This is a genomic window from Streptomyces bambusae (assembly GCF_020532645.1).
GTDB classification, from domain to species: domain Bacteria; phylum Actinomycetota; class Actinomycetes; order Streptomycetales; family Streptomycetaceae; genus Streptomyces; species Streptomyces bambusae.
In genome coordinates, this window is sequence record NZ_JAJAUZ010000003.1 from 1 (window position 1) to 16,738 (window position 16,738).

The window sequence follows — 16,738 nt, forward strand, 5'->3', positions numbered from 1 at the left end:
TCAAGTAACCCGCCGAGCCGAGGAGCCCCGCCGGTCCGTCCACCGGCGGGGCTCCTGCCGTGTCAGTTGATCACCAGCAGCCGCGTGCTCGGCACCAGCTTCCGGTTCACGCTGGTGCTCTGCACGAAGATGGTGAAGTCGTCGTTGTGATCCGGCTTTACGCGGACTTCCGCGTCCGGCAGACCGAGCAGCGCGCGAGCCTCCGGACCCGAATACACCTTGTCCGTCTTCTTTTCCAGCACGGCGATCTGCTTGCGGGCCTGGACCTTTTCCGACTTGCTCAACTGGTAGAAAGCGCAGCCCGTCCGGTAGGTGAGCCCGGATTCGACGACCCATTCCCGGATCGACGCATCACGCGCCACCGGAATCAGCCGGAAGGCCGACGGGTCCATCGGCGTCAGACCGGCCGCCTCGATGGTCTTGCTGTTCACCGCATCGGCGCCCGTCGAGAACACCGCGCGCGAACCACGGATTCCCTTGGTCCGGCCCACCATGAATTTCTCGGTGGCCTCCTGGATGACCTGCCCGGCCTCCGCCAGACCGTCCGTGCTCGTGGCGTCCCAGATGGCGATGTTGTCCTTCGGGAAGCCGCACTGCATGGCTTCGCGCTTGCCCATCTGGTCCGGGACGAGGACGGCCAGCGTCCAGTTGTCCTCCTGCGTCTGGATCATCTGAGCCACGGCCTTCACCAGGTCGGCGGGCTTCCGCGAGATCGTGTCCGTGCAGCGGTGGCTGGCGTTCTCCTGACCGTCGGTCAGCACGAACGTCAGGAAGCTGTGGTCGCCGTACAGCTGGGCCGTCTGGGCCAGCTCCCGCTGGGACTTCAGCGTCGCCGCCAGCAGGGCCGTCATTCCCCCGGTGCGGTACACCTGCTTCAGGGACGGCATGCGCAGCACGTCCTTGTCGTAGATGATGCACTCCACCTCGTTCGAGAAGACGTACACCGTCACTCGGGTTTCCTGGTCGAGTTCCTGCGACCGGCGCGCCAGATAGGAAATCTGCTGGTCGGCGACTTCGACCACCTTGCCGCTCAGGTGCGACATGGACGAACTGGCATCCAGCACGAGAGCAACGTGGTTGATGTAGTTCTGGTTTCCGGACATGACTGTTCCCCGATCCCCGATACCCGTCTTGCGACTTGATGCTCTGATCCTCGCACCCACCACTGACAATCGGCCTCGGGGCGGCGGGGGCCGTGCGGCAGCGGGGCGGGAGGCCGGCCCGGCGGCGGGTCCGGGGACGGGCCGGGGGACGGCTCGGGAGCCGTGGCCGCGGGGCGGATCGTGGAAAGGGTCCGGGGACCCGGTCACATCCTCCCCTCAAGGGGATGAGATGATTCCGGCGATGGAATTACAGTTCGTTTCCGCATGTATGCGGAATCGTTATTCGAGGTCGTACAACCGTTTCGCATGCGAAAAACGCCGGGTTATGGTCCTCGAATGCTTTCTCCTGCGCAAGAATTCACCAGCACCCGGGCCGGTGCTGCCCCGGGTGCCACGGCCACGGTCGGGGCCGCCGCCGCCACCGCGGTGGGCGCGGGCGCGCACGCCCCGGTACGGCCGGTCGTCCAGCGGCGGGCCGCCCCGCGGGACCCGTACTTCGACAATGTGAAGTACCTGACCATCCTGCTGGTGGCGCTCGGCCACATCTGGCCGTACGTCGTCGAGGGCAGCCGGGCGACCCGGGCCCTCTACATGTTCGTCTACACGTTCCACATGCCCGTTTTCATCCTCATATCCGGCTATCTGTCCCGTAGCTACAGCGGGCGCCCCGAACAGGTGCGGAGACTCCTGACCGGAGTCGCACTCCCCTACGTCGTGTTCGAGGTCGCGTACACGCTCTTCGCGCGCTGGGGCACCGGGCACCCCGAGAAGCCGATCAGCCTGCTCACGCCCTTCTACCTGATGTGGTTCCTGATCGCGCTCTTCATCTGGCGGCTGACCACCCCGCTGTGGCGTGCGATGCGGTGGCCGCTGGCGGTGTCGCTCGTGGTCGCGGCGGCCGCCCTGGTCACACCCGGCATCGGTCCGACGCTGGACCTCGTACGGGTCCTGCAATTCCTGCCGTTCTTCGTACTGGGTCTGTGCATGAAGCCCGAGCACTTCCAGTTCCTGCGGCGGCGCGCCTCGCGGGTCCTGGCCGCGCTCGTCTTCGTCGGCGCGCTGCCGTTCACGTACTGGGTGACTCCCAGCATCCCGATGAACTGGGTCTACCGGTCGCGGAGCGTCCAGGAGATGGGGCACGCGTGGCTGCCCGGGCTGTTCCGGGCGAGCGTCTTCTTCTGCTGCACGCTGGTGCTCGTCGCCGCGTTCCTCGCGCTCGTGCCGGCCCGCCGGCACTGGTTCACGGTGCTCGGCGCCGGGACCATCTGCGGGTACGTCCTGCACGGCTTCCTCGTCCGCGGCGCGCAGTACACGGGGTTCTTCGAAGCGCACCCGTGGCTGGCCACGCCGGGCGGCCGGGTCGTGGTGACCGTGGGGATGACGGGGATCATGACGCTGCTGTGCACGCCGCCGGTGCGGCGGGTGATGAAGTGCGTCACAGAACCGGAAATGAAGTGGGCCTTCCGGCGGGACGCGGGGGAGCCGGCCGGGCGCCGGTAGCAGGTCCGTTCCCGGGGCCGGGGCAGGGCCGCGCTCCCGCCCCGCCGGCCCGGGCGGGCACCGCGCCGCCGTCGTACGGGCCTCCGGCGCCCCGCGCAGGTCCCGTCCCCTAGTCTCACGCGTAGCAGGCGAGACGGCGGAAGGGCGCGATGGTGTTCGGTAGGGGGATGCGGTGGCTCGCGGCGGCCGTGGTCGTGGCCGGTGTGGCGCTCGTGGGTCCCAGCGCGCCGGAGGGCGAACGCCACGACCGGCCGCTGCCCGCCGGAGCGGCCGGCGAGATCGTGCCGAACCGCGTCATGACGTGGAACATCTGCAACCCCTGCGGCAAGAGCAACGTCGACCGCGCCGCCGAGATCGCCACGTACGCACCCCAGGTCGTCGGCCTGCAGGAGGCCTGCGTACGGGACGTCGAGAAGATCCGGTACTACCTGAAGAGCCTGTACGGGCTGACCTATCACGTCGAGTACGCCCCGGTGCTGCGGAACTGGGGCCGCTGCGGGGGCGTCCCCTGGCACCCGGGCGGCTACGGCCAGGCCCTGCTGTCGGCCGCGCCGATGACGGACGTGGTCACCGCGGAGTACCCCGACGGCGGTTCGGAGGACCGCGGCTACATGGCCGTCACCACCACGGTCGACGGGAGGCCGGTACGCGTCTTCAACACCCATCTCGCCCAGCGGCGGCAGGAGCTGGTGCGCGCGGCCCAGGCCCGCGTGCTCACCCCGCTGGTGGCCGAGTACGAACGCGCCATCGTCCTGGGCGACTTCAACGCCGTGCCGTACGCCCCGGAGCTCGCCGGGATGTGGACCCTGGCCACGGACGCCGACCCCGCCTGCCGCCCTGCGGAAACCGGCCGCTGTGCGCCGACGACGGACTGGGAGCTCAAGTTCGACTACGTCTTCCTGCGCCGCGTCGCGGCGACCGCCCACCGGGTCGTCCCGACCCCGTACTCGGACCACCACCTCGTCTACGCAGACGTGGCCGTGGGCACCCGCTGAGCCGCTCGGGTCACGCCGGCAGGAGCTGTACGGGGCCGGGAATTCCGGTGGTGGGTTTGTGCGCGGGTGAGGCGTGGTGCGCGCGGGCCGTCCGCAACGGCAAGGAGTGCGGAGAGGTCGACGCGGGCCTGGACCCGATGCCCGCCGCCGTACGGCCGGCCGCCGTGATGGAAGGCCTCGCGCTCCAGGTCTACCGCGAGCCCGAAGGCGTCGAAGGAGTGCCGGCGGCCCGGCTCGTGGCACCGCTGCTCGATGCGGAACTCGCCGCCGTGTTCACCGGTGAGTGCCGCCAGTACGCGAGGTAGGGAGCGGACAACCGCCCCTGTGCGGAGGGTGGTTGCCGCTCCCGTGCCCGCACGCGCGGCGGTGCCGGACGTCATCCGGCGGCCGCCCCCCGCAGCGACTGAAGCGACCGAAGCGACTGGCGTTCGGAGTTGGGTGCGCCAGTGCGTGGGTCAGTGCGCCCCTGCGCCTGCGCCGGTGCGTCGGTGTCGCGGTGGGTGAGCGGTCAGGGGCGGGTGGGGAAGCGGGCGGTCAGGCGGTCGGCGGCCCGGGAGAGTTCTCGGGTGGTGCCGAAGGGGATCACCGCGGCGCGCGTGGGGATGCGGGGGCCGCCGGTCAGGGCGATGCGGGTGTGGTTGCCCGGGGTTGGGGCTGCGGCCACGCCGATGATCAGGAAGCGGCTCTGGAGCCAGCACCAGCCCGGGCGGTGGTAGCCGCGCAGGTGGGCGCGGAAGCCGTACGTGCTGCGGGCCACGGCCTCGATGCGGTCGCCGTCCGTGCGTGGATTCCGGCACCGGAAGGAGGCGGCGAGGGGAGGAATCGTTCCGCACGGGTTTCTACGCAACGCGCGGGTGGCGGGGGCAGTCCTCGCTGCGGGGGGCGGGGAGGGCGGTGTGGCCGGTGACGTGGCCGGTGGTGTGGCCGGTGGTGTGTTCGTCCGGGAGGTGCCAGGTGGTGCGGATGGAGGTGATCAGGTGGCGGGCGCTGTACGGGGAGACTTCCAGTTCCTGACGTGCCTGACCGAGGAGTTCGAGGTCTCCGGCCGGGCCGCGTGCGGCCGCCCGGCTGCGGCGGTGGGCGAGGTCACCGGTGCCGAAGACGTCGAGGAGGGTGAGCGAGAAGAGGACGTACGCGGACACCTCGTCCATCAACTCGCGTGCCTCGTCGGGTACTTCCGCCGCAGCTGCCTCGCCCAGCTGTCGGCCGAGGTCGTGGAAGGCGACCTGCTCCAGGGCCGACCGCAGTTCGGCCGGCACGCAGGGGCAGGGCGGGGGCAGCCGGCCGACGAGGGTCCGGAAGGTGACGAGGACCGTGCTGCTGCGCGGCGTCCAGCGCTGCTTGCTCAGCAGCGTCCGGAAGCCGGACAACGTGTCGGCGAGCTCTTCCAGAATCAACTGGCTTGCGACGTCGGTGAGTTCCACGAGGCCGGTGTTGGTCGCGATTTCGTCCAGCCGCAGGCCGTAGCGGATCAGGTCCCGGGGGACGCCGCCGGAGAGGGAGTGGGTGAGCACCTTGAAGGGCTCGGGCAGCCCGGGTGCGCGCCGCTCCAGGATGGCCTTGGACTCCTCCAGCGTGCAGGACGGCACGTGCACGACGTCGTCCAGGGAGCTGTCGGTGACCCCGCGGTGCGGAAGCCCGCGGCGCACGAAGGAGGCTCCGACGTCCTCGGCGACCGAGATCAGGTAGTGGACGTGGGGCACGCCGAGGACGCCCTTGATCTCGCTCAGGAACGCCAGCGCCTGCGTGTCGGAGCCCAGCCGGTCCACCTCGTCGATCGCGATGACGACCCGTTGCCCCTGCCGGTGCTGCTCCTCGGCGATCCGCTCCAGCAGGTCCCGGTAGTCGGCGACCAGCTCGGGGAAGTTCGGCGGCAGGGACGACAGCGAGGTGGTCTGCGCGGTCAGCAACTGCGGCGGACCCGCGGTGATCGCGGAGGAGGCCGTCTGCATCGTCTGCAGCCGGTACAGCTCGTCGCGGCAGGCGCTCACCAGGGGCGACGGCGAGACCGGGGTCCGGGTGGCCGCCTTGTAGAGGAGGACTCCCAGAAGCAGACCGGCGAGGCGGACGGGGTTGTCGGGGTCGGTCGCGATGGCCTGTGGCAAGGGCCGGGAGAAGAGCAGGACCACCGAACCCAGGATGCAGACGGACGCTGCCTGTTTCTGCCGGCGGGTCTGGAGCTCGGAGAACTTCGTGGCCACCAGCCCCAGTACGAAACCCGCCAGGAACACCAAGGGGTCTTCCCCGAGGGGGAACTTCCCCCAAGCAGCCTGCACGTCGTTGTCGAGGAACAGCGAGACGACGGAGCCCAGAGCCAGCAGCCCCCCGCCCGCCGTCACCGCGCGCGCGGCGCGTGGCCGGATGTCCTCCCAACGCGACCACCGCCGCAGCCGCCACAGCAGTACACCCGCGAGGGCGAAGAGGAGGGCCGTGCCGATCCGCTCCCCCCGCCACGCGCCCAGCACCGGATCCGCCAGGAAGCGGTCCCCGAGGTCCGTCACCCGTCCGCCGACGGCACCCCCGTACCGCGTGACCAGGGCTTGGATGCCCGCAGCCGTACCGAGGACGACCAGCGCCGCGGACGCGGCCCCGAACGCCAGCAGCAGGCTCCCCCTCCGCAGGGCCGGGAGCAGGGTGCGTGCCGCTCGCCGGAACGGCGACAGCCTGACGAACTCGGGAGGTACCTGGCCGTGCCCGACCAGGTACGCCTCGCAGGTCCTGACGTACAGCGACAGCAGGAAGTCGTACGGGGAGTACGTGGCGGGCGCCTGCATCACGACCGCCACGCCCGCTTCGGCCGCGCAGGCCTCCAGCAGGGTCGACTTGCCTGCGCCCCGGGACCCGCTCACGGCGATGGTGCCGCCGCCCTCCAGCTGGGTGATCTTGCCCGCGAGGCTGCGGGCGGCCCGGCTCTCGACCACGTACTGCGGATTGCGGGGCGAGCGCAGGCCGTCGTAGCTGTCCGCGAGGAGGAGCGAGTCGGGGTCCTTGCCGAGCAGCGCCTCCACCACGCGGGAGACCAGCGGGCGCACCCCGTCGTCAAGGAGGCTGCGGCTCCAGGCGGCTTCGGCCCAGTCGATCCGCCTCGCCAGGAGGCGGGCGCGCGGTGCCAGCGCCCAGCGCCGGAGGTTGAAGCCGACGCTCATGCGCCATACCGGATGCTGTCGGATCGCGGCGGCGGTGAGCAGTGGCAGGGCGACCAGCGGCAGGGCCGTGGTCCATGGGGCGAAGGGCGCGAGCAGAAGCGCGAGCGCCGTGACCGTGCAGAGGAGCACGCTGGCCGGATGGGTGCCGTCGCGGAGGTAGTCGAGCCGAGCCTGCATCCGTTCGCCCTGTTCCAGCAGGGTGCGGTAGCGGTTCTGGGCCTGCCGGGAGGGCTCGGTGGCCCGCTCGACGTTGGCCTCCGAGAACATGTGGGCCCGGGCGTTCTCTGCAGTCGCCTGCGGCCGGACGCCCAGGCGGCGGGCGACGGCCGGCTCGGCGAGGCAGGCGTCGACGGCGGCCAGGTACACCTCCGACTCGCGTTCGAGCGCGAAGAAGTCGGCGACCTGCCACGTGGGGCGCGGGCGCCGTCGGGGCATGGGTGCGCGGGCCTTTCCTGGTACGTGCGGGGTGGGGCGGCGTGAGCGGGTGCGTGCGGGGCTCGTGCGCGGTCAGGCCGAGTTGCGTGCGCGTTCGAGTTCCCGGCGGCTGATGCGGGTGCCCCGTGGGAGGTCCTTCACGAAGAGCGCGCTCAGCCCGGATTCCTCGCTCCTGCCGTCGTCGTCGTACGTGACGGCGTGGGCGGCCCCGTCGTCGAGCAGCCGGCCGATGCACTCGGCGAGGGTGAGCGGGCCGGATCCGCGGTAGCCCCAGGCCAGCCCCGGCGCGTCCATCGCGGGGGCCGGATAGACGGTGCCGTCGGTGGTGCGGATCCAGACCGGGTCGTCGAGGACGACCTCCTTGAGGACCGACCCGGCGGGCAGGCGCTTGGGAGCACGCCCGATGTAGGTGATCTCGTGGGTGTCGCGGTGGAGGAACTTGCCCTTCACCGCGACCACCGGGCTTCCGGTCACCGGGTCGACGAAGGTGCCCACGGTGTCGTAGTCCGCCCCTTCCACCCGGTGCAGGGCGGTCGCGTGCACCTGCCGGAGGCGGTTGATCCACTCGGCGGCGGCTCGCGTGACGTCCGTGCGCATCAGGTTGAAGGTGCCCCCGTACGGCAGGTCCTCCCCGCTCCAGAGGCTGACATCCTCCAGGCACTCCACCGCCGCGTCGTCGGTACGCGCGCAGAGCGCCGCGAGGCCGGCTGCGACGACGTCGTCCGCCGCCACCTCGGCGAGACCGGGGTCGTCGGTGTCCGGGACGGCCGGGAAGACCATGGGGAACGGTTCGCCCGGTTTCTCGGCCCAGTCGCGGAGGTTCTCCATGCGCTTCGACGCCGACTCGGACGTGCCGGCCCGGATGCGGTGCCCGATGGTGAAGCAGGCGCGCCGGACGGCGGAGCCGGCGGGTTCCCGTTCCGCGAACGCGTACAGCGCTTCCCAGGACGGGTGGGTGACCACCTCGACCGGCCGGGGCTCGTCACCGGGCCGCCAGGCGGTGAGGTGGGCCGGGCGCCGGAGCGCGGACGGCCACCAGGGGGCGGGGGCACCGAGGTGCGCGGACAGTTCGGCCCATGACGGCGAGTACGCCAGGTCGGGGCGCGCCCGGTCCACGGCGCCGAGCTCGGGCCCGTCGAGGGCGTACGCGTGCTTGACGACGACGATGGTGCCGGCCGCCGTGTGCACGTCGAGCAGCTCCGCCGCCTCCGCGAACATGGGCTCCAGCGGGTAGACCACGGCGACGACGCCCTCGCCCGTCCGCCAGAGCCCGGCGAAGTGCTCCTCGCACGCGCCCTCGCTCTGCTCCCGGTCGCGGGCGTGGTGGATGCCGCCCAGGTACCGGGCTCCTGCCCCTGTCTCTGCCCCCGTCCCGTCCCCGGCTTCGGCCGCCGGCCGCCGCAGCACCGGCAGCTCGTCCGGTTCCGTCTCCGCCGCGCTCTCCAACACGCCCCCCGTGTCCGTATTCTGATGACCCTTCATCATGACGGACGGGTCCGACAGGGTCGAAAGCCCGGGGGGATCCGGAGGCGCGTGCGCCGGCCTCAGGCGGTCGGGCGCTGCGGGGCGCTCGCCACCCCCGACTTCCGGCCGCTCAGTGCGGCGTCCAGCGTCTCCTGGGCCACGCGCATCGCATCGGCGTACTTCGGCTCGGACATGCGCTCCCAGGCCCGGTCCGGTGCGACGTCCTCGACCCGGCTCGTCACCCACCAGATGTTGCCGAACGGATCCCGCACCCGGCCGCCGCGATCCCCCCAGGCGCTGTCGACGACCTCGGTGATCACCTGCGCCCCGTGCCTGACCGCAGCCGCCACGGCGGCGTCCGCGTCAGGAACGTAGACCCGCAGCAGCGAGGGCATCACCGGCCAGTCCGGCCGCCGGTCGAAGGCCAGCACCACCGTGTCGCCGACCCGGATCTCCCCGTGCCCGATGCTGCCGTCCTCGACCGGCACCCGCGCGAGCTCCTCCCCGCCGAACGCGGCACTGATGAAGTCGAGCAGCGCACCGGTGTCATCGGTGACCACCCACGGCGCAACGCTGGTGTACCCCTCGGGTGCAGCACCACTCATCGCTCTCATCCCTTCGTCCGGTCCTTCACGATGGAACGACCTTAGGCCCCAAGTAGGACGATTCCCGGCCTAGATGAGCCGAAATGTGCGATGGCCGCGAGGTGACCCGCTAATGCATCAGTTCCAGGTGGGGGTGGTGGGGTGAGGCCGGGCAGATGTAGAGCTGTTGGTCGTAGCCGCTGCCGATCTGGACTGCGGTGGGCTGCCTGGGGTGGGAGTGGGTGGCTTGGTCGTGGGGGTGCCAGGTGCTGTCGGGGCCGGCTTCGAAGGTGGCGATGGTCAGGAGGGCGTCCATGTCGCTGTTGCAGGTGGGGCAGAGCCGGGGGGACGGGTCCGTGGCGCCCCAGAGGGGCCAGCCGCCGACCTTCCAGCCGGGGGCGCCGGCCAGTTCGTTGTCGTAGGTCTCCTGCGGGTAGGGCGCGTAGACGCAGCTCACGTCCACGCCGGCCTCCTGCCACGCACCCCAGTCCGCGAGCCGCGCCTGGAGTTCCTTGCTCAGCTCCAGGTGGTCGGGGTACTCGGTGACCTGCTCCGGCGTGAGCAGGCACGGCTCGGGGAGGTAGTCGTCGAACTGCATGGCGGGCGGCTCGGGGGGAGTGACGAGGACGTCGGTGACCGTGGCGGACGACCGCCAGAACAGGGCCGTCTTGGGCATGATCGGGTGGTCGAAGGGGCACCACAGGACCTGGAGCACGTCTGCCCCTTCGGGCACGGGCAGGTCGGGTACCTCCCGTGCGTACAGCTGCGCGACCGGAAGCATCGCGATGGGGCCCTCGTACGCGGCGACCGCAAGTTTCACCGGGTACGTGCGCGGGGGACGGATCCGCTCAAGGGTCGCCAGTTCCTCGGGAGTCAGGCTCCTGTCGCGCGAGGCCGCACGTATCCGCCGTTCCAGTCGCACGTCCGCCGGGGACAGTGCCGGATTGATCCCGTCCACCACGTGGGGTCCGTCGCAGTGCGGCCACGGCTCGTCGGCGGGCCACAGCAGCGGCCCGCCTATGGAGCTGTCGTGGGGTGACGGAGACCCGGGGCGGGGGTGCAGGCGGGTCGCGGTGCGGGCCAGTGGAGCCAGGTCCGGGAAGACCGCCGTGACGTCGAACGGCCGTGGCGGCGTGGTCGGGGAATTCATGTTCGTGATCTTGCCAGTTGGTGCTGACAACGGGTGCCGACAACGGGGCTGGACGGTCCTTCCAAGATTCTTTGCCGGTTCGGGACTCCGGCACGCCGAGAGGTGGGGGAGATTCCCCCACGAACGGTGAGGAGACCTGCATGACCCCTGCGATTGCCCCCTGCGCTGCCCCCCTGTTCCTGCGCGACGCGCTCGGCCGGGTGGCCGGTCGGTGGCTGGTGCCCGACCGGGCCGCGAGCTGTGGTGACGAGTCCACCCTTCAGGAGCCGGAGAGCAGCTTCTGGGGGCTCCTGCGGGACTTCCTCCTCGGGCGCTCGGACCGGCTGGTGACCGGTGCGGAGGAGTTCGAGTTCCCGCATCCGGTGATCCGCTGGTGCGCCGGGCGGATGTGGATCTCGGCGCGTGCGTACGAGCCGGACTGGCCGTGGAGCCCGTGCTCGTGGCACGTCGAGCTGTTCTCCGAGTGGCTGCCGTGCGCCCCGCGTCTCGTGCCGGGCCGCGCCCTGGCCGCGCGGAACGCCGCCATCGAGGGCGATGCCGCGGCCGTCGACGCCTTCGCCCGGAACGTGCTGGGGGTCCGGAGGCCGGAGCAGTGCCGGGAGTGGGTGGTCGATGCGCTGCTCGGCGACTGGGTGCACCAGCTCGGGCGCCTCCTGGCCGATGCCGAGCTGCTGCGGATCCTGCACGCGTACGTGACCGCGGAGCGGCAGCGGTGGAAGCCGGTGTGGGACCACCGGGTCCTGGGGCGGCGCGTCGGCCTCCTGGAGAGCCCGCTCACGGCCACCCTCACGCTGGCCGATCTCGCGGTCGACCCCCGGCTGCCGGAGGATTCCCTGCAGGCCGCGCAACCGGGCGACGGCCGGATCCTGCCGGTGCTCCGCGGCCTCACCCCGGCGGAGGCCCGCGTCGCCCGCGCCTGGGCCGGTGACCCGGAGCTGAGCTGGAGCCGCGCGGCGGCTGCCGTCGGCGAGCCGGATCCCGACGGTGCCGGCGAGCGGGTCCGCCGGAAGCTCAAGCGGTTGGGCAGGCGGCACGGGGAGCGTGCCGCAGCGGCGAAGCGCAGTGGGTGACCGGTGCCCGGCCTGGTGACCGGTGCCCGGCCCGTGCCGATGCGGGTGAGAGACGGGGTGACTCGTGGGGACCGACGACCAGCTCGTGCGGTCCCGGTGCCCGGCCTGCCAGGCCGCGGCGGGGGCGGGCGGAATGGTCGACCTCACGTGCGCGAGGCATGTTCGGGAAATGTTTGGTCGGCTACCGTCGTTTTGCCCGATAGAGGTCAATCCCGTTGCGGGGTGTGACCGCCCGGCTCCAGATCCGGAATGCCATGCTGCGCCACCGAACTGTTCCCGCCGCTCTCGCCACCGTCGCTGCCACCGCCGTGGCGGCCGCTCTCGTCGGCTGCTCCACCGGGGTCGACGCGGCGCGCGCCGATGCCCGGCCCGCCGCCGTCGCGTCCCCGTCGATGCAGCCCGGGACCGCTCCCGCCGCGGCCCCGCCTCGGACGCCCGCGACCGTCCCCGCCGCGAAGCCGACCCCGACCCCGACCCCGACCCCGACGCCCGCGCCGGGCACGAGCGGGCGGCCCACCCGGACCGGTGTGCTCTCCATACCGGAGATCGGGCTCAAGAGCCTCCGCGTGGTCCCGTACGAGGGCACGACCGACGACTGGCCCGGGACCCGCATCCAGGACCGGGGCCTCGCGGCCAGCCCGTACGGCGCACGCGGTGGCGCCGGGCCCGGCCAGATCGGGAACTACCTGGTCACGGCGCACCGGCTGTCCGCCGGCGGCCCACTGCGCGACCTGCCCTCGCTCGACGTCGGCGACCCCGTGTACGTGACGGCCGGCGGAACGGTGTACGAGTACCGGATCACCGCCACCAGGAAGACCTCGTTCCGGTCGGAACGCTCGCTCGCCGAGCAGCGCGCCGCCGTGCCCGGCGACCCGGGTGCCAGGCCCACCCGGGCGATGATCACGATCTCCACTTGCGCCACACCCGAGGACAACGCCGCGGGCAACTTCTGGCGCGACGACCGCAGCAACCCCGAGCACCGCATCGACAAGATCGGTGTCCTGGTCGCCACGCGGCCCGCGTCGGCCGCGTAAGCCGGCAGGGGCCCTGGTCGCTACGCCCCGGCCCGGCGCGCCGTCCACACCGCGTACCCCGACCACACGGCTGCGCCCACGATCACCGCGGCCGCGCCCGCCGCGAGGACCGGCGCCTCCGGGCGGAAGGCCAGCGCGAGGCGGACGCCGGCCACGACCAGGACGAAGCCGACGCGGGCCGGGGCGTAGACGACGGTGCGGGCGGCGGTGGCGCGGAGCAGACCGAGCGCGGCCAGTCCGGTCACGCCGCCGAGGGCGAGCAGGGGCCACGGGGAGCCCGGCGCGGCGGGCGGGATACCGAAGTCCGGCGGGCCCAGGCGGAATTCGGAGAGGAACCAGCTGAAGGCGAGCGCGGCGACCGTGACGCCCACCACCCACAGGGCGTGCCGCCACAGCGGCCCCGGCCGGAGCTCGCCCTCGTCCTCGGCGTCCGGGAGGTCGTCGACGTCCATTGCATCCATCATGATCAATTGGACGCGTGCCGGACGGCGAAGGTTGCCCGGCGCCTGCGCCCGTTCATGCCCCGCACCCCTTTCTACCGCGGCTCCCGCTCCCGCCGGGCCCCGCCCTCACCCCGTGATCAGCGGCAGCGGCGCGAACGCGTGGTCCTGCCACAGCCGGCGCGAGGGCCCCTCGGGGTCGGCGGCGACGGCCGGCGGCACGTCGAGGAGGCGTACGAGGCGCTGTCCGGCCTCGTACGCGGGCCAGCCGGGGTCGCCGTGCGCGGCGAACGACGTCCAGGCCGTGCGCATGGCCGCGGACAGCGCCTCCGCTTCCGGGTTCGGCAGGTCACCGATCAGGGCCGCGGGCTGGCCGGCGGCGAGGTTGCCGAAGACGAGCGGCACGTCGAGCCCGTGGCAGGCGCCGAGGATCCCGCCCAGCCCCGGTGCGGACCAGGTCAGTTCGGCGACGTGGACCCGGCCGCCGCCCGCGCGCTGGGCCTCGGCGAGGAAGAGGCTCGGCATGCGGAACAGCCAGTCGGAGTTGACGAGCTCGTACAACTCCTCCGGTCCGGCGCCCGGTTGGGCCTCGCGGTAGCGGCGGGCACCGTCCGGACCCGGGGCCAGGAGATGCAGCGCGGTGTCCGCCTGCTCCTCGGACACCTGACCCAGGACGCCGTCGATCAGGCTGAACAGCCGGTGCTCGTCCCGGGCGAGGGTGACGAGCAGGCCGACGTCCCGGCCCGCGCCGGCCGCGAGGGCCTGCCAGGGCGTGACCGGCAGCACCTCGCCGTCCACGACCGGGGCGAACGGGATCGGCCGGGACGTGATCGGCCCCCACTGGTCCCGCCATCCGGCGATCTTCGCCGAGACGGCGTCACCGGCGGCGGGCAGCCGTGCCGGGTGCACCGTCGCGAAATCCGCCGCCGTGGGCCGCAGCCCCAGCTCGGCGGCGCAGGCGGCGGCGACGTCGGCCGCCAGCTCGGGGGAGAAGAACGTGCCCTGCACGCTCTGTGCCACCGCCCGCCGGAACAGCCCCGCCGCCCGCGGCACGGCCAGCAGTGCGGCGACCGAACCGCCGCCCGCCGACTGTCCGAAGACCGTCACCCGGTCCGGATCCCCGCCGAACGCGGCGATGTTGTCGCGCACCCACTCCAGTGCGGCGACCTGGTCCAGCAGACCGCGGTTGGCCGGCGCCCCGTCGAGCAGGGCGAACCCCTCGATGCCCAAACGGTAGTTGAGCGTCACGACCACCGCCCCGCCGGAGGCCAGCAGCGCGCCGTCGTACTCCGGCAGCGCGGCCGTGCCGATCACGTACGCTCCGCCCGGGATCCACACCAGGACCGGCAGGCGCGCGCCGGGATCCGGCTCGGGTGTCCACACGTTGACGGTCAGCCAGCTCTCGTCCGCGTCGCCGCCGGCCAGCACGTCCATGCCGAGGGCGCCGGCCTGCGGGGGCGGCGGGCCGTACGCGCCCGCATCCCGGACGCCGTCCCAGGGCCGGGCGGGCTGCGGCGCGGCGAACCGGAGCGGGCCGACCGGCGGTTCCGCGTACGGGATGCCGAGGAACGCGGCGATGCCGGGCCGTCCCGCCCGGCTTCCGCGTACGGCACCGGCCGTGGTGGTGACGGTCACGGGTGCGGGCTGGGACGTGCTGGATGCTGCGGCGCTCACGAAGGCTTCCTCTCGGCGGGGATGGGGCGGCGGGCCGGCGGGCCCGCGCCGGAGCCGGTGTACCGGGCCCCGCCGCACCACCGTGCCCGCCCGCGGGCGCGGGGGCCCGTACGACACGGCGGATCGTGCCACCGACGCCGGACCCGGGCCACCCGTTTTCCGCCCCGGCCGCGCAACCGGATGGGTTGCGCTTCCCAGGCCTACGGCGCGGGTACCTCCGTGGCTTCTGTCACGAACTCGCTTGTGGCGGCCCGGCGGCCGGTCGGCCGTGCGCATAGATCCGGGCGAGTGCGGTCACGGCGTCGGTCATGGCCCGCCGCAGTTCGTCCGGTGCGACGACCTCGACATCGGCGCCGAGCCGCAGCAGTTCTCCGCAGGCATGCCCGGTGCTCTCGGTCGGGATGACGGCCTCGATCCAGCCGTTGTCGCCTACCGGGGCCGCGGTGGCTTCGCATGCCCGCAGCACCTCAGGGGGGACGTTGTCGGCCAGCCTCCTGCGCCCCCTCGGAGAGAGCCGGATGGTGGCAGTGCCCGTGTAACGACGGCCCTGGAAGTCGTCCAGGTAGGTCGCCCAGTACTCACGCAGGACGAAGTCCTCGGGCCGTTCGAAGTGCTCGCCCGTCACCACCGCGTCGAGGACCTGCGCGATCCGGAAGGTACCGGCCCTGCCGTCGACCGCAGCGACGAGGTACCAGGTGCCCGACTTGAGCACCAGGCCGTACGGGTGCAGCCGCCGGTCCACCTCCTGCGGTTCGCGCCAGCGGCGGTAGCGCACGTCCACCGCACGCCGGGTGAGCACCGCGTCCACGAGCAAGGGCAGGAACGGAACCGCATCGGTCTCCTGGTACCAGCCGGGGGCGTCCAGATGGAACACCGCGTCGGTGCGCGTCGCCTCCTCGCGGAGGGCGGCCGGTAGGGCGGCCAGCAACTTCAGCCTCGCTGCCGCCACTTCCGAGGCCAGACCCAGATCCGCGGCGGGCGCGGGCAACCCGGCGAGGAACAGCGCCCTGGCCTCACCCTCGCTCAGCCCGGTGAGGTGCGTGCGGTAGCCGTCGAGCAGCTGATAGCCACCAGTGCGGCCCTGCTCGGCGTAGAGCGGCACCCCTGACGCCTGCAGGCGGTCGAGATCGCGGTAGGCGGTCCGCACGGAGACCCCCAGCTCGTCGGCGAGCCGCCGGGCCGACATGCGGCCACGGGTCTGGAGCAACAGCATCATCGACAGCAACCGGTCGGCAGACATACGAGGATTCTGCTCCGAAACACTGCCAGGTCCTGGCACACATCGGCCCTACCGTCGGGGCAGGCCGGCCCACCCGGCACCGAGAACACGAACGAGGAGTCCGCTGTGTCCGCAACCGAACCCGCCGGCCGCCCCGCCGTGATCGAGCTGCGCCAGTACACCCTGCGCCCCGGCCACCGGGACGAGCTCATCGAGCTGTTCGACCGGGAGTTCATCGAAACCCAGGAGGCGACCGGGATGATCATCCTTGGCCAGTTCCGGGACCTCGACGATCCGGACCGTTTCGTCTGGCTGCGCGGCTTCACGGACATGGAGTCGCGACGGGAGGCACTGTCGGCCTTCTACGGCGGACCTGTGTGGAGTGCGCACGGCCCCCGGGCCAACGCCACCATGGCCGATTCCGACGATGTCCTGCTGCTGCGACCGCTGCCGGCCCGGAACGGCTTCGCGGTCTCCCCGTCCCAACGGCCGGAGGAAGGCGCCGCGGCACCGGATCGCTTCGTTGCCGCCGCCTTGTGGCACTTCCCACCGGGCGACCAGGACGGCGCCGCACTGATCCACGACGGTCTCGTCCCCGTGCTGCGGGAGACGGGGCCCGCGCCCCTCGCGGTACTCGTCACCGAGCCCGCGTCCAACACGTTCCCCCGGCTCCCGGTGCGCACCGGGGAGAACGTCGTCGCGGTGTTCACCTCGTACCCGGACGAGAGCGCTCATCACCGCCACCTCGCCCGCGCACTGAGCGATCCCTTCCTACGCGACGAGGTTCTTCCCGCCATCGAGTCGGTGCAGACCGCAGCTCCCCGGCTCCTCAGGCTGGCGCCGACGGTCCGCTCACTCATCCGCTGAAGAACGGGACGTACGACGGGACCTGCGCACTTCGGGCACCGCGCCGCCGAGCCACGT

15 protein-coding genes are annotated in these 16,738 nt (G+C 72.4%); 6 read left to right on the forward strand and 9 right to left on the reverse strand.

Features of this window, described 5'->3' with window-relative positions; translation table 11 throughout:
* Positions 1-62: 62 nt before the first annotated feature.
* Positions 63-1,103 carry a vWA domain-containing protein gene (locus tag LG634_RS02675; RefSeq protein WP_226731933.1) on the reverse strand — a complete coding sequence of 347 codons (1,041 nt, stop codon included), beginning with the start codon at positions 1,101-1,103 and terminating at the stop codon, positions 63-65.
* Positions 1,104-1,439: 336 nt separating this feature from the next.
* Between LG634_RS02675 and LG634_RS02680 the strand changes: the two genes are divergently transcribed.
* The 3 genes from LG634_RS02680 (at position 1,440) to LG634_RS02690 (ending at position 3,903) form a co-directional block, all read left to right on the forward strand.
* Entirely contained in the window at positions 1,440-2,603 is a 1,164-nt protein-coding gene (locus LG634_RS02680; protein ID WP_226731934.1) for an acyltransferase family protein, read from the forward strand.
* A gap of 149 nt (positions 2,604-2,752) precedes the next feature.
* On the forward strand, positions 2,753-3,598 hold the full coding sequence (locus tag LG634_RS02685) for an endonuclease/exonuclease/phosphatase family protein (RefSeq protein WP_226731935.1): 846 nt from the start codon (positions 2,753-2,755) through the stop codon (positions 3,596-3,598).
* A gap of 47 nt (positions 3,599-3,645) precedes the next feature.
* Positions 3,646-3,903: a TetR family transcriptional regulator C-terminal domain-containing protein gene (locus LG634_RS02690; RefSeq protein ID WP_226731936.1), complete on the forward strand. Its 258-nt coding sequence runs from the start codon at positions 3,646-3,648 to the stop codon at positions 3,901-3,903.
* 203 nt (positions 3,904-4,106) lie between these two features.
* Here LG634_RS02690 and LG634_RS02695 read toward each other — a convergent pair whose 3' ends face one another.
* The 5 genes from LG634_RS02695 to LG634_RS02715 all read right to left on the reverse strand — a co-directional run bounded on the left by LG634_RS02695 (position 4,107) and on the right by LG634_RS02715 (position 10,377).
* Positions 4,107-4,355 (reverse strand): hypothetical protein, encoded by a 249-nt coding sequence (locus tag LG634_RS02695; RefSeq protein ID WP_226731937.1) that lies wholly within the window; start codon positions 4,353-4,355, stop codon positions 4,107-4,109.
* Between the two features lie 82 nt (positions 4,356-4,437).
* Positions 4,438-7,179: a hypothetical protein gene (locus tag LG634_RS02700; protein WP_226731938.1), complete on the reverse strand. Its 2,742-nt coding sequence runs from the start codon at positions 7,177-7,179 to the stop codon at positions 4,438-4,440.
* Positions 7,180-7,251: 72 nt separating this feature from the next.
* On the reverse strand, positions 7,252-8,628 hold the full coding sequence (locus tag LG634_RS02705; RefSeq protein WP_226731939.1) for a hypothetical protein: 1,377 nt from the start codon (positions 8,626-8,628) through the stop codon (positions 7,252-7,254).
* A gap of 95 nt (positions 8,629-8,723) precedes the next feature.
* Complete coding sequence (locus LG634_RS02710) at positions 8,724-9,257, reverse strand: VOC family protein (RefSeq protein ID WP_226731940.1); 534 nt, start codon at positions 9,255-9,257, stop codon at positions 8,724-8,726.
* Between the two features lie 100 nt (positions 9,258-9,357).
* Positions 9,358-10,377, reverse strand: coding sequence for a hypothetical protein (locus LG634_RS02715; RefSeq protein WP_226731941.1), 1,020 nt, complete (start codon positions 10,375-10,377; stop codon positions 9,358-9,360).
* A 140-nt stretch (positions 10,378-10,517) separates the two neighbouring features.
* Here LG634_RS02715 and LG634_RS02720 point away from each other — a divergent pair, with 140 nt between their 5' ends.
* Positions 10,518-11,447: a hypothetical protein gene (locus LG634_RS02720; protein WP_226731942.1), complete on the forward strand. Its 930-nt coding sequence runs from the start codon at positions 10,518-10,520 to the stop codon at positions 11,445-11,447.
* Positions 11,448-11,701: 254 nt separating this feature from the next.
* The gene (locus LG634_RS02725) at positions 11,702-12,481 is read left to right on the forward strand and encodes a class E sortase (protein WP_226731943.1); all 780 of its coding nucleotides are present in this window, start codon (positions 11,702-11,704) and stop codon (positions 12,479-12,481) included.
* Positions 12,482-12,501: 20 nt separating this feature from the next.
* Here the strand turns inward: LG634_RS02725 and LG634_RS02730 are convergent, their stop codons facing one another.
* The 3 genes from LG634_RS02730 to LG634_RS02740 form a co-directional block, all read right to left on the reverse strand.
* Positions 12,502-12,933 carry a hypothetical protein gene (locus LG634_RS02730; RefSeq protein WP_226731944.1) on the reverse strand — a complete coding sequence of 144 codons (432 nt, stop codon included), beginning with the start codon at positions 12,931-12,933 and terminating at the stop codon, positions 12,502-12,504.
* Between the two features lie 117 nt (positions 12,934-13,050).
* Positions 13,051-14,595, reverse strand: a complete 1,545-nt coding sequence (locus tag LG634_RS02735) for a carboxylesterase/lipase family protein (RefSeq protein WP_226731945.1) — start codon at positions 14,593-14,595, stop codon at positions 13,051-13,053.
* 229 nt (positions 14,596-14,824) lie between these two features.
* Entirely contained in the window at positions 14,825-15,835 is a 1,011-nt protein-coding gene (locus LG634_RS02740) for a helix-turn-helix transcriptional regulator (protein WP_226731946.1), read from the reverse strand.
* A gap of 105 nt (positions 15,836-15,940) precedes the next feature.
* On the opposite strand from LG634_RS02740, the gene LG634_RS02745 reads away from it, so the two are divergent.
* Positions 15,941-16,681 carry an NIPSNAP family protein gene (locus LG634_RS02745; protein WP_226731947.1) on the forward strand — a complete coding sequence of 247 codons (741 nt, stop codon included), beginning with the start codon at positions 15,941-15,943 and terminating at the stop codon, positions 16,679-16,681.
* Positions 16,682-16,738: the final 57 nt, after the last annotated feature.